Origin of the sequence: Arthrobacter sp. NPDC056727 (genome assembly GCF_042790555.1) — a bacterium.
GTDB lineage: Bacteria > Actinomycetota > Actinomycetes > Actinomycetales > Micrococcaceae > Arthrobacter.
This window is the reverse complement of sequence record NZ_JBHTZA010000022.1, coordinates 46,412-59,655: the sequence shown is the minus strand read 5'-3', so window position 1 is coordinate 59,655 and position 13,244 is coordinate 46,412. Positions and strand designations below refer to the sequence as shown.

The following is a 13,244-nucleotide window of genomic DNA, read 5'->3' as shown; positions in this document are numbered from 1 at the left end:
CGGGGCCCCGCGTGGCACGATGGAGGCGATGAAACTGCGTGCTGACCAGACCGGAGACCGTGGCCTACCCATGCCCCTGTGGCTGCAGGGAGGGCTTGAGTCCGCGCAGGCGGCTTTCATCTCGGCGCTGGTGGTCATCGCGCCCATTGTTGCTGTCTGGGCGAGCTCCGGTTTCGGCAGCGCAGGCCTGGATGCCCTGGCCCGTCTGGCCGGCCAGGCGTGGCTGGTCATCCACGGAGTCCCCCTGTACATCACCACAGTGGGGGAGGGCGCTGCCGCGAGGCCCGAAACCGGCACACTGTGGCTGCTTCCACTGGGCCTGACCCTCATCCCGTTCCTGCTGGCCTGGCGGGCGGGCAGACGCCTGGCCCGTGCCTCCTACACCGATCAGCTGTGGCAGGCGCTGCTCGGCTCGTGGCTGGTCTATGCGGGTTTTGGCATCGCCACCGGGTTTATCTGCCGGACCGAGGACGTTGGGGTCTTCCTGTGGTGGGCCGGGCTCCTGCCGCTGGTTCCGTTCGGACTCGGTATGGTGATCGGCGCCCGCCGCGAGGCCGGTTCATGGAGCCGGCTGATCGGCGTCGACGCCGTGGACTGGATCGCCCGCACCAGCCAGCATTCTCGGTGGGCGGGTTCGTACCTGGCCTCCGCAGCCAAGGCCGGTTTTGTGGCTGTCATCGCGGCGCTCGCCATCTCATCGGCGTTGCTGGCCGTGGACCTTCTCATCCACTGGAACCTGGTGGTGGCGGTCTATGAAGCGCTCGACGCCGGACCCGTCGGAGGCGCGGCCCTCACCGTTGCGCAGCTCGGCTTCCTTCCCAACCTCGCGGTCTTCGCGCTCGCATGGCTGACCGGTTCCGGATTTGCGCTTGGCGCCGGCTCGCACGTGGGTCCGCTGGGGACCGCCGTGGGGCCGCTTCCCACCATCCCTGTTTTTGCGGCGATCCCGGCCGGACCGCTCGATTTCGGCCCGGTGGCGCTGGTGGTTCCCGTGCTCGCCGGGGTCCTGGCCGGCTGGTGGTTCCTGCGCGAAGGTGAAAACCACTTCGATGAATGGCTGTCCATCAAGCTCCACGTCCGCTGGCTGACCGCCGCGGCGTCCACGCTGTTCCTGGCGCTGATCGTCGGGGCCGCTGCCGGAGTGCTGGCAGCAGCCCTCGCCTGGCTGGCGCGCGGCTCGGCCGGCATCGGCCGCCTCACGGACGTCGGCCCGGACCCGTTGTGGACGGCAGTCTGGCTGACGGCGGAAGTGGGCATCGGCGTCGTAATTGGGTACGCGGCGGGACCGTGGCTGGAACGCCGGCAACTGCGGGATGCCGAGCTGGGGACCGCCCCGGGCAGCAGATAGCCTTTCCGGACAAAGGCCGGCGGCCTTAGCGGACCTGCTGCTTAAGCTGTCCGGGCAGCGAGTTCTCCAGCTGGACCCGGCACTCCGTGCTCGCCTTGCTGGTCAGCGCCTGGCGGGAACAGTGCTGGAAGTCGCGCACCTGGTTGAAGAACAGCGCCGAGGTCAGGACCACGAGAACCATGACAGCGGCAACTACCAGGCCGGAAATTGTGCCGAACAGTACCAGTTTGGATTCCTTGAGCCGGACGGCCCGGATGAGCACCATGACCCCGAGCACGATCCCCGCCGCCGTCAGGATGGCCGTCAGCCACAGGTAGGCGATGTCCAGCTGGAACACGAAGAAGGCGCCCAGCACGGCCACAATGAACATGCGGAACAGGTTGTGCGTCTTCTGGAGCGAGGCTTTGGCCTCCTCGCTGAGCGGACGCGCGGTCCGCTGCGGCCCCTGGGGGCCCGGAATGGGGTTCATGTTTTCCAGCCTACGCGAGCAGCCGCCTAAGCTTGAGCAATGCGCATAGTAGTCCTCGTCTCCGGAACCGGTTCCAACCTGCAGGCCGTCATCGACGCCGTTCAAGCCGGGGGCCTGGATGTTGAAATCGCCGCTGTGGGCGCGGACAGGCCGGGAACCTACGGTGTGGAGCGCTCTGCTGCAGCCGGGATCGAGACCTTCGTGGTGGACTTCAAGGGCTACCCGGACCGCGGGGAGTGGAACGCGGCCCTGACCGCGGCCGTTGCCGCGTACCAGCCGGACGTGGTGGTCTCCTCAGGGTTCATGCGGATCGTGAGCCCCGAGTTCATCGACGCCTTCGACGGAAAATACCTCAACACGCACCCCGCGCTGCTGCCGTCCTTCCCCGGCGCCCACGGCGTCCGCGACGCCATGGCGTACGGCGTGAAGGTCACGGGCTGCACGGTGCACTGGGCCGACGCCGGCGTGGACACCGGGCCCATCATCGCCCAGGAGGCTGTGGCCATCGAGGACGGCGACACCGAGGAAACCCTGCACGAACGGATCAAGGTGGTGGAGCGGCGGCTGCTGGTCTCCACCCTGGCGGCCCTGGCTGCCGAGTACGCCGCCGCGAAGTAACAGCCGCCCGGGGCCCGACAGACCGATCCCGTCCTCCCCACCCAACTAGCTCGCAGTTGTTGTCGTTTTGAGCCCTCAAAACGACAACAACTGCCAGTCAGTTGGGTAGCGGGAGTGCTACTCGAGGCGGCGCTGGCGGGTTTCGGGGGAGGAGAACGCCATCCAGAGAACGGACAGGACCACCAGGCCGCCGGCGAGGGCGAACGACGTCGCCAGGCCCAGCTGCGGCCAGAAGTAGTTCGCGAAGATGAGCGGGCCGAAGCCTGCGCCCAGCCGCGAGAACGTGGACGCCCAGCCGAAGCCGCTGCCGCGCAGTTCAGTGGGGTACAGCTCCGAAACGTAGGCGTAGAGCACCGGGATGGCCACCTGCACCACGAAGCCGAACACCAGCAGCCAGAACACCGCGGCGGTGGGCACATCCACCACGAACGCCACCACCACCAGGACCAGCGCGGACAGCGGCCCGGTGATGGCCAAGAGCCACTTGCGGCCCACGCGCTCCACGAGCAGCGCTGCCGCGATGACACCCAGAAGCCCGACGGCGGCCATTCCCGCCGTCGTCAGGAACGCCTTGTACTCGGCGAACCCGGCGCCGATCAGGATTCGCGGCATCCAGGTCAGGGACAGGTAGTAGACCAGCAGGATGCTCATGAACAGGGCCCAGGCTGCGGCCGTGACCTTCCAGTTGAACTGCCAGACACCACGCAGCTGCTGCCACGCGCTGCCGGCTGAAAGCCGCGGTACCGCCTGAGGCTCGGGCAGGCTGTAGGCGCGGGGCTCGGCGCCGGTGGCCTCGACCAGGCCGTCGATCACCCTGGCCGCTTCGTCGCGGCGGCCCTTGCGGATCAGGAACAGCGGCGACTCCGGCACGCTGCGCCGCACCCAGAACACCAGCAGCGCGGGCAGAACCATGACGAGCATGGTCAGGCGCCAGTCGGCAAACGCGGCCACCAGCCAGGCGGACACGAAGCCGCAGAGCGCGGCACCCACGGGCCACCAGCCGTCCATGGCGGTGAGAACCCGGCCGCGCTGCCTGCGCGGCGTGAATTCACCCACCAGCGCGTAGTCCACGGGAATGCAGCCGCCCAGGCCGAAGCCGGCCATGAAGCGGAACACGCAGAACCAGATGAAGTCGGGGGAGAAGGCGCCGAGCACCGTGAACGCCGAGAAGATCAGCAGCGTCGCCGTGAAGGCCTTCCTGCGGCCGACGGTGTCCGCGATGGTGCCCCAGATGAAGGCACCCAGGGCCATGCCGATCAGGTTGGCCGTGCCGATCCAGCCGGCCTCACCCGGGGTGAGGCTCCAGTGCGTGGACAGCAGCGGAATGAGGATGCCATTGAGGGTGACGTCCCAGGCATCGAACATGAATCCCAGGCCGCCGATCACGAAGATCCGGCCCTGCACTTTCCAGCGCCACGGCAGTTCCTGGACTACCTGCTCGCCGCTGGGCACAGCGGTGTAAATGTTCATCTCGGCCTCCTGCTTAAACCTTACGTTGCGTCATGCACCGGAGCGCCGGGGCCTGGCGAAGGGAGGGTCCCCGGCTTCACACTGTGCCCGCCAGCCGGACGAGGCCCGTCGACACGATAAACTGGCCCTATCCCCACCAACCGCGGCACATCAACCGCGTTATAAAGACGGAGACTTTTGTGAGCTTGACGCAGCTTGACCGTGTTCCCATCCGCCGGGCCCTTATCTCGGTATACGACAAGACCGGTCTGGAGGAGCTCGCCAAGGGCCTGCACGCAGCAGGCGTCAAAATTGTTTCCACCGGCTCCACCGCCAAGAAGATCGCCGCGGCCGGCATCCCGGTCCAGGAAGTCGAAGAGGTCACCGGTTCCCCGGAGATGCTGGACGGCCGGGTCAAGACCCTGCACCCGCGCGTCCACGGCGGCATCCTCGCCGACCGCCGCGTCCCCGCCCACATGGAGACCCTCGCCAAGATGGAGATCGAGGCCTTCGACCTCGTCGTGGTGAACCTGTACCCGTTCGTGGAGACGGTGAAGTCCGGCGCCGCACAGGACGACGTCGTGGAGCAGATCGACATCGGAGGCCCCGCCATGGTGCGCTCCGCCGCGAAGAACCACGCCGCCGTCGCCATCGTGGTGGACCCGACGTTCTACGGCGACGTGGTCCGCGCCGCCGCAGAGGGCGGCTTCGACCTCAAGACCCGCCGCCGGCTCGCCGCGAAGGCGTTCGCGCACACCGCCAGCTACGACACCGCCGTGGCCACCTGGACCGCCAGCCAGTTCCTCGATGAGGACGGCGACGGCGTCATTGACTGGCCCGCCTACGCAGGCCTTGCCCTGGAACGCTCCGAGGTGCTGCGCTACGGCGAGAACCCGCACCAGCAGGCCGCGCTTTACGTCGACAAGGCAGCCCCGGTGGGTATCGCCCAGGCAGACCAGCTGCACGGCAAGGCCATGAGCTACAACAACTTCGTGGACGCTGACGCAGCATTGCGCGCCGCCTACGACTTCGCCGAGCCCGCCGTGGCCATCATCAAGCACGCGAACCCCTGTGGGGTGGCCGTGGCCTCCGCCGATGCCGCCGACCCGATCGCCGATGCCCACGCCAAAGCACACGCCTGCGACCCCGTCTCCGCCTTCGGCGGCGTTATCGCGGCCAACCGCACGGTAACCGCCGGCATGGCGAACACCGTCAAGGACATCTTCACCGAGGTGGTCATCGCGCCCGGCTTCGAGCCGGAGGCCGTGGAGATCCTCTCCAAGAAGAAGAACATCCGCCTGCTCGCCCTCCCCGAGGGCTACGGCCGCTACCCGACCGAAATCCGCCAGGTCTCCGGCGGCGTGCTGGTGCAGGTCAGTGACAAGGTGAACGCCGACGGCGACAACCCCGCCAACTGGACGCTCGCCGCCGGCGAAGCGGCCGACGACGCCACTCTGGCCGACCTCGCCTTCGCCTGGACCGCCTGCCGCGCAGCCAAATCCAACGCCATCCTGCTCGCCTCGAACGGTGCCGCAGTGGGCATCGGCATGGGCCAGGTCAACCGCCTGGACTCCTGCAAGCTCGCCGTCGAACGGGCCAACACCCTCGGTGTGCAGGTGGACTCCGACGTCGACGGTGCCGGCGGCGCCTCCAACGCCGATGCGGCCGGCGCGCCTGCCCGTGCCCGCGGTGCGGTGGCAGCCTCCGACGCGTTCTTCCCCTTCGCCGACGGCCTGCAGATCCTGATCGACGCCGGCGTCCGGGCTGTGGTGCAGCCCGGCGGCTCGGTCCGGGACGAGGAAGTCGTGGCCGCAGCGAACGCTGCGGGCATCACCATGTACTTCACCGGCGCCCGCCACTTCTTCCACTAATCCCCACCGCCTCCCTAACCTCGCTGCGCTCGGCCAGGGAACCCGGGCGGCGTGGGCCCAACCGCCTCCCTAACCTCGCTGCGCTCGGCCAGGGAACCCGGGCGGCGTGGGCCCAACCGCCTCCCTAACCTCGTTGCGCTCGGCCAGGGAACCCGGGCGGCGTGGGCCCAAGTTAATGCGCGACGGCGGCTGCCCCCTTAAGGGGTCCGGCCGCCGTCGGGCTTTAACCTGGTTCAGTCTTCTTTTGTTTGGGGCTGGCTTTCCTCCGGGTCCGGCAACCGGATGTCCCTCGGGACGGCACCAGCCATCCGTTCGGGGGTCCAGTAGGCGAGGATCTCCTCGGGCGATTCGCTGACGTTGTGGCTTACCTCGGCACCGTCAGGTTCATCACTTGTTCTGTGCATAGTTGTAGACCTTCATGATGGTGGAACCCCAGTACGGCCCGAACATCGTGGTGGAACTGGTTCCATAGCCATAACTGTTGATGGAGTTCTGGAAGCCGTCCGCTCCGCTCACAGCATTCGTGTCGCCCTGTGCGAACCAGGGGCCGCCCGAGGAGCCGCCCGTCATGTCGCAGGAAATGCCCTGCGAGTTGAACTGCGGGTTGATGGTGTCATCGTGGGCAGTGCCCGTGCAACTGACCAGGGTCTGGCCCGTGAACGGGGCCGCGGCGGGGTACCCGTAGGACTTGTACGTCATGCCGCGGGACTGGTTGAACTCCACTCCGGACGCCCCGACGACGTCGGCCAGGGTCTTGCCGCCGACGCGTGCCACCAAGGCGAAGCCGGTGTCGTACCGGATGTCGCCGCCGGACGTCCAGTTCCGTGGGGCGTACAGCGACCTGGCCGCCCACTGACCGTAGGGGGCCTTTCCGTTGATGTAGCCGGGAACGAAGACCCAGTTCTTGGCGAAGGCGCCGGGCCCCTCATTGACGCAGTGGCCGGCGGTGGCCACCAGGCTCTTGTTCTGTGCGGCAATCGAATTGCCGGAGCAGACGTAGTTGATCCCGCCGAGGGTGAAGAAAACCTTGCCGACGTGGCTGACCGGGGTTTCGTTTGCGTGCAGGGCCGTGGTTGCCGTGGTCTGGGGGGCCGTGCCGGCGAACCTCGTCAGCGCTCCCGTCTCGACGGCAGCCGGGGACGGGGCGCCAGTGTTGTCCTGCCGGCCCACGACCTTGGCGGCCAGCACGTCTCCGGGAAGGGCGGCGCGCATTCGCTCGGGTGTCCAGTAGCCCTGCGGGCTGGACACCGGGGTGCTGGCGACCTGGAGTTGGGTCAAGTCCTGCGACGTTGCAGAAGAGGCTGTTGCGCCGCCGATGGCGCTCACGGCCAACAGCAGGCCTGTGGAGAGGCTCAGGAGGCTGCCGGCCAGAGTCTTTTTGCTCGTCATTGCGGTCCTACCTATCAGGTGGGGCGGGCCCGGGAGGCACGCCAGGTGACTGATTAACCTACCCGGGGATGACAAGCTCGGTTAGTGACGATTCAAGTTTTATTTGCCAGGTAGGGGTGTGCTGATCTGCCCCTGCCGCAAGGGGTTCCAACTGGGTTCAGCCGCCGAAGCGGTATTCGTTTATGAGAGAAAGATTAGGACTCCTGCGCCCCGGGGACAATGGATAGTGTGGCGGAAGTCACGGGCGGAGGGTCATGCAGGGGCATCCGGCCGCCCGGGTAAGGTTCAACCGGTTCACCTCGGGTAAGTTAAAGGTTGGTGAAATAGCCGGAATACCAGATACAAGCCGACCTTCAGGGAGACGCCCGAGCATGGCCAAAATTATCTATACCCACACCGACGAAGCGCCGATGCTGGCCACATATTCGTTCCTGCCGATCATCGAGGCGTTCGCGTCCACGGCAGGTGTGCAGGTGGAGACCCGCGACATTTCGCTGGCCGGCCGCATCATCGCCGTCTTCGGCGACTACCTCACTGAAGAGCAGCGGATTGGTGACGCCCTGGCTGAACTCGGTGAACTGGCAAAGAAGCCGGAAGCCAACATCATCAAGCTGCCCAACATCAGCGCATCCGTGCCGCAGCTGAAGGCCGCCGTCGCCGAGCTTCAGTCCCAGGGCTACAACCTGCCGGACTACCCGGACAACCCCACGTCCGACGAAGAGACCGCCATCCGGTCCCGCTACGACAAGATCAAGGGCTCCGCCGTGAACCCGGTCCTGCGTGAAGGCAACTCGGACCGCCGCGCGCCGCTGTCGGTCAAGAACTACGCCCGGCAGAACCCGCACTCCATGGGTGCCTGGACCCCCGAGTCCAAGACCAACGTGGCCCACATGGATGCCAACGACTTCCGCTCCAACGAGAAGTCCGTGGTGGTCCCGGCCGACGGCACCATCGAAATCCAGCTGGTCCGTGAAGACGGCACCGTCAAGGTCCTGAAGAAGGCCTTCCCGGTCCTCGCCGGCGAAGTCATCGACGGCACCGTGATGCGTGCGGCTGCCCTGGACGAATTCCTGGCGGCACAGGTAGTCCGCGCCAAGGAAGAGGGCGTGCTGTTCTCCGCGCACCTGAAGGCCACCATGATGAAGGTCTCCGACCCCATCATCTTCGGCCACGTGGTCAAGGCCTACTTCTCGGAGCTGTTCGAGACGTACGGCAAGCAGCTCGCCGCGGCCGGCCTCAGCCCCAACAACGGCCTTGCCTCCATCCTCAACGGCCTGGACGAGCTGCCCGAGGACGTCCGCGATGGCGTCCGGGCCGCCATCAAGAAGGGCCTCGAAGAGGGCCCCGCGATCGCCATGGTCGACTCCGACAAGGGCATCACCAACCTGCACGTCCCCAGCGACGTCATCGTGGACGCCTCCATGCCGGCCATGATCCGCACCTCCGGCCACATGTGGGGCCCGGACGGCAAGGAAGCCGACACCCTGGCAGTCCTCCCGGACAGCTCCTACGCCGGCATCTACCAGGTTGTCATCGACGACTGCCGCGCCAACGGCGCCTTCGACCCCACCACCATGGGCACGGTCCCGAACGTCGGCCTCATGGCCCAGGCCGCCGAGGAGTACGGCAGCCACGACAAGACCTTCGAGGCCCAGGTCCCCGGCAAGATCCAGGTGGTCGACGGCTCGGGCAACGTCCTGATCGAACACGAAGTTGCCCCGGGTGACATCTGGCGCGCCTGCCAGACCAAGGACCTGCCCATCCGCGACTGGGTCAAGCTGGCCGTGAACCGCGCCCGCGCATCCCAGACCCCGGCAGTGTTCTGGCTTGACGAGACCCGCGCGCACGACGCCAAGCTCATCGAGAAGGTCCGCGAATACCTGAAGGAGCACGACACCGAGGGCCTGCAGATCGAGATCCTCTCCCCGGTCAAGGCCACCGCCTTCACCCTGGAGCGCATCCGCAAGGGCGAGGACACTATCTCCGTCACCGGCAACGTGCTCCGCGACTACCTCACAGACCTGTTCCCGATCCTCGAACTGGGCACCAGTGCCAAGATGCTCTCCATCGTTCCGCTGATCAACGGCGGCGGCCTCTTCGAGACCGGTGCCGGCGGCTCCGCTCCGAAGCACGTCCAGCAGCTGCTCAAGGAAAACCACCTGCGCTGGGACAGCCTGGGCGAATTCCTGGCGCTGGCCGTCAGCTTCGAGCACCTGGCCAACACCACGGACAACGCCCGTGCCCAGGTCCTGGCCGATACCCTGGACCGCGCCACCGGCACCTTCCTGCTGGAGAACAAGTCCCCGAGCCGCAAGGCCGGCGAGATCGACAACCGCGGCAGCCACTACTACCTGGCCCAGTACTGGGCACAGGAACTCGCCAAGCAGACCGGGGACGCCGAGCTGGCAGCCTCGTTCGCCCCCGTCGCCGAAGCCCTGACGTCCAACGAGGACGCTATCGTCGCTGAACTGCTGGGCGCCCAGGGCCAGCCGGCGGACATCGGCGGCTACTACCGCCCCGACGCCGAGAAGGCAGCCGCCGTCATGCGGCCGTCCGCAACGCTCAACAAGATCGTCGCCAGCCTGGGCTGATACCCCGGCCCGCGGCTGCGCTGACGAGCCAGTCACAGAAACGCCCCGCCACTCGTTTGAGTGGCGGGGCGTTTCCGTGTTTGACGGCTGTTGGCCGGGCCTCGACCTAGCGGTCGGGGATAGCGTCGCGGCGGGTATCCGTGTGACGAGTTTCGTTGCGCGGCTCGCCGGTGTTCTCGTCGCCGTACGGGGCGTCGACGGCGAGGTCCGGGTCGGCGCTCACCGGCCGTTCGGTTGCCGAGGCGTCATAGGCGTCACCGGATTCGTAGCTGCGTCCCGGGACCGCGTCCATGCCCGCGCCCTCGGAGTAGCCGGTGCCCGCACCCGGATCGCCGTTGCCGCCGGCTGCCGTGGCCTCCCACGTTCCCGTCCCGGCGGCCGCTCCGGCTCCCGTTGTTCCGGTTTCGACGCCGCCCGTTCCGCTTCCGACGCCGCCGGTTCCGCTACCGACGCCGCCGGTTCCGCTACCGACGCCGGCACCCGCCGCCGTCGTACCAGTGCCACCTTCGACTTCGCCGCCGCTCACGCTTTCACGCCAGGAGCCGGTCTCCGTGTCCCGCTCCTCGATGAATTTCTTGAACTTCTTCAGGTCCGAGGCCACCTGCCGGGAGTCGAGGCCGGTTGCTGCGCCGAGCTTCTCCACCGCTGATTCGGGCTCCCAGGTCAGTTCGACGTTTACCTTGGTTTCGTTGTCGCCCACGGACTCAAACCACACTGTTCCCGAGTTGCGCGGCTCATTTAGGCTCTCCCACGTGACGCGCTGGTCCGGCTCCTGGACCGTGATCTGGGCGTCGTACTCGCGCTTCACCCCCGCGATGCTGGTTTCGAAATGAACAGTGGTGTCATCGAGCTGGCGGACGGCGTCCACGCCGCTCATGAAATTGGGAAAATCCTCAAACTGCGTCCATTGGTTGTAGGCCTGGCGTACGGGGACATCGACAGTGATCGATTCCTGGACAGTTGCCATGCTTGGTTCACTCCTTCAGCGTACGGGCGGATGGCCCGTGGTTCTGATTGCCCTTGTTCGGATGGAACACCTCCAACGTAGCGGGAAGCACGTGGCATTTGAAGAGAGAAACTAAGGTTGCTGACTATGAAGGGCGGGATGCCCGAATGACGGCCCGCGGTTGTGGCCGGCCGCCGGGTTTCGTAGGGTACTAAGCAGGCTTATCTTTCGGTCGGGGGCCCAGCGCCCAGGGCCGAGTCCGGTTAGGCCGCCGCTTCGGAAAGGATGACTCTGTGCCTGAAAAATCAGCAATCAACATTCCGGGAGCCCCGGCAGGCGAGCAGCCCGCCGTCGTCGAACCCGCCACCCCAAGGGAACCTTTGCCGCCCAAGCCGGACCAGCAGGGGCCGGAAGCAGTGTCCCCGACCGGCAGCCCCACCGGCGCCCCGGAACATGCCCGGGCCCAGTCCGGGCAGTACCTGACCACCGCGCAGGGGCTCCGGCTTGAGGATACGGACCATTCGCTGAAGGCCGGCCCGCGGGGACCGATCCTGCTGCAGGACCACCACCTCCGGGAGAAGATCACCCACTTCGACCACGAGCGCATCCCCGAGCGCGTGGTGCACGCACGGGGTGCCGGCGCCCACGGCATGTTCCGGTCATACGGCACCGCCGCCAACATCACCCGGGCGGGCTTCCTCGCCAAGGATGTGGAGACACCCGTCTTCGTCAGGTTCTCCACTGTCCTCGGTTCGCGCGGCTCGGCCGACACCGTCCGGGACACCCGGGGATTCTCCACCAAGTTCTACACGGATGAGGGCGTGTATGACCTGGTGGGGAACAACATTCCCGTGTTCTTCATCCAGGACGGGATCAAGTTCCCGGACATCGTGCACGCCGCAAAGCCGCACCCGGACCGCGAGATCCCGCAGGCCCAGAGCGCCCACGACACGTTCTGGGATTTCGTGTCGCTGCACACCGAGGCCCAGGCGCACACCATGTGGAACATGTCCGACCGGGGCATCCCGCGCTCTTACCGGACCATGGAGGGCTTTGGCGTCCACACCTTCCGTCTGGTTGACGCCGCGGGCGCCACGACGCTCGTCAAGTTCCACTGGAAGCCCAAGCAGGGCGTGCACTCGCTGGCCTGGGAGGAAGCCCAGATCATCAACGGCATGGACCCGGACTTCCACCGGCGCGATCTGGCCGACGCGATCGAGGCCGGCGCCTACCCGGAGTGGGAGCTGGGAATCCAGGCCTTCCCGGACACCGAGGACCAGATGTTTGAGGGAATCGACCTGCTGGATCCCACCAAGTTTGTGCCCGAGGAGCTGGCCCCGGTCCAGCCGATCGGACTGATGACGCTCAATGCCAACCCGGTCAACTACTTCGCGGAAACGGAGCAGGTGGCCTTCCACCCCGGGCACCTGGTGCCGGGCATCGACGTCACCAACGATCCGCTGCTGCAGGTCAGGCTTTTCTCCTACCTGGACACCCAGATCTCCCGGCTGGGCGGCCCGAACTTCGCGCAGATCCCCATCAACAGGCCGCAGGCGCCGGTAAACGACATGCTGCGCGACGGCATGCACCAGACGGCCGTCCACGCCGGGGTGGCACCCTACCGGCCCAATTCCCTCGATGGCGGTTGCCCCTTCAAAGCAGGCGCGGACCTTGGGGCGTTCGTTGACGTGCCGGAGGCCGTGGCCAACGCCATCAAGCAGCGCAAGAATCCGGCGTCCTTTGATGACCACTACAGCCAGGCCCGGCTGTTCTTCCGGAGCCTCACTCCGGTGGAGCAGGACCATGTGATCCAGGCGTACACGTTCGAGCTGGGCAAGTGCTACGAGAAGCCCGTGCGTGAGCGCCAGCTGCTCGCGCTGGCGAACATCGACGCCTCGCTGTGCGCCGCTGTCGCCCGCGGGTTGGGCATGCCGGGCCCCGAGGCCACCGAGGACGTTCCTGAGTCCCAGCCCAGCCCGGCCCTTTCCCAGCTCGGCAAGACCTGGCCTGTGGCGGGCCGCATCGTCGGGATCGTGGCGGACGAATCCAGCGACCTGGAGGCCGTCCGGGATGCGCGCAAGGCGCTCGACGCCGCGGGCATCGTTCCGCTGGTGATCGCACCGTCCGGCGGGACGCTCGGGGGAGAGGCCGACGGCGGGATCCCGGTTCAGCGGACCTACCTCACCGCCCGCTCCACCGAGTTCGACGCGGTCATCGTGGCAGGGTCCGGTGCGCCGGCGGACGACGCCGAACAGGGGCTGGACGCGAAGGCCGGTGAGCCAGGTGCCTCGCTGGATCCCCGTGTGGTGCTGCTGCTGTCGGAGGCCTTCCGCCACGCCAAGGCCATCGGGGCATGGGGATCAGGGGCAGCCGGTGTGGACGCGGCGAGCATTCCGGATGACGCGGCAGGCGTGGTGCTCGGCGACAGCGCCGGGCAGGTGGTTCCGCAGATCCAGGAACTGCTGGCCGCGCACCGGACCTGGGACCGTTTCCCGGCAGCGGCTTCCTGACGGTTGAAGAACACCTGGCGGGCGGTGAGCCTTCCCGAAGATTGAAGAACAAG

10 protein-coding genes are annotated in these 13,244 nt (G+C 67.1%); 5 read left to right on the top strand and 5 right to left on the bottom strand.

The window, feature by feature from the left end; all coding sequences use genetic code 11:
• The first annotated feature begins 28 nt into the window (after nt 1-28).
• The gene (locus tag ACFRAH_RS19045) at nt 29-1,348 is read left to right on the top strand and encodes a DUF6350 family protein (protein ID WP_377992467.1); all 1,320 of its coding nucleotides are present in this window, start codon (nt 29-31) and stop codon (nt 1,346-1,348) included.
• Nucleotides 1,349-1,373: 25 nt separating this feature from the next.
• Here ACFRAH_RS19045 and ACFRAH_RS19040 read toward each other — a convergent pair whose 3' ends face one another.
• The gene (locus tag ACFRAH_RS19040; protein ID WP_377992466.1) at nt 1,374-1,817 is read right to left on the bottom strand and encodes a hypothetical protein; all 444 of its coding nucleotides are present in this window, start codon (nt 1,815-1,817) and stop codon (nt 1,374-1,376) included.
• Nucleotides 1,818-1,856: 39 nt separating this feature from the next.
• Between ACFRAH_RS19040 and purN the strand changes: the two genes are divergently transcribed.
• Nucleotides 1,857-2,435, top strand: coding sequence for a phosphoribosylglycinamide formyltransferase (purN, locus tag ACFRAH_RS19035; protein WP_377992465.1), 579 nt, complete (start codon nt 1,857-1,859; stop codon nt 2,433-2,435).
• A gap of 117 nt (nt 2,436-2,552) precedes the next feature.
• Here the strand turns inward: purN and ACFRAH_RS19030 are convergent, their stop codons facing one another.
• Nucleotides 2,553-3,905, bottom strand: coding sequence for an MFS transporter (locus ACFRAH_RS19030; protein WP_377992464.1), 1,353 nt, complete (start codon nt 3,903-3,905; stop codon nt 2,553-2,555).
• A gap of 179 nt (nt 3,906-4,084) precedes the next feature.
• Between ACFRAH_RS19030 and purH the strand changes: the two genes are divergently transcribed.
• Nucleotides 4,085-5,755, top strand: coding sequence for a bifunctional phosphoribosylaminoimidazolecarboxamide formyltransferase/IMP cyclohydrolase (gene purH, locus ACFRAH_RS19025; RefSeq protein ID WP_377992463.1), 1,671 nt, complete (start codon nt 4,085-4,087; stop codon nt 5,753-5,755).
• Nucleotides 5,756-5,988: 233 nt separating this feature from the next.
• Here the strand turns inward: purH and ACFRAH_RS19020 are convergent, their stop codons facing one another.
• Nucleotides 5,989-6,159: a hypothetical protein gene (locus tag ACFRAH_RS19020; protein ID WP_377992462.1), complete on the bottom strand. Its 171-nt coding sequence runs from the start codon at nt 6,157-6,159 to the stop codon at nt 5,989-5,991.
• A complete protein-coding gene (locus tag ACFRAH_RS19015; RefSeq protein ID WP_377992461.1) occupies nt 6,143-7,144 on the bottom strand; it encodes a trypsin-like serine peptidase in 1,002 nt (333 codons plus the stop codon). Before ACFRAH_RS19015 ends, ACFRAH_RS19020 begins: the two co-directional genes overlap by 17 nt.
• A 371-nt stretch (nt 7,145-7,515) precedes the next feature.
• Here ACFRAH_RS19015 and ACFRAH_RS19010 point away from each other — a divergent pair, with 371 nt between their 5' ends.
• On the top strand, nt 7,516-9,735 hold the full coding sequence (locus tag ACFRAH_RS19010; RefSeq protein WP_377992460.1) for an NADP-dependent isocitrate dehydrogenase: 2,220 nt from the start codon (nt 7,516-7,518) through the stop codon (nt 9,733-9,735).
• A gap of 106 nt (nt 9,736-9,841) precedes the next feature.
• Here ACFRAH_RS19010 and ACFRAH_RS19005 read toward each other — a convergent pair whose 3' ends face one another.
• Entirely contained in the window at nt 9,842-10,702 is an 861-nt protein-coding gene (locus ACFRAH_RS19005) for an SRPBCC family protein (protein ID WP_377992459.1), read from the bottom strand.
• 272 nt (nt 10,703-10,974) lie between these two features.
• Between ACFRAH_RS19005 and ACFRAH_RS19000 the strand changes: the two genes are divergently transcribed.
• A complete protein-coding gene (locus ACFRAH_RS19000) occupies nt 10,975-13,191 on the top strand; it encodes a catalase (RefSeq protein WP_377992458.1) in 2,217 nt (738 codons plus the stop codon).
• The last annotated feature ends 53 nt before the right edge of the window (nt 13,192-13,244 follow it).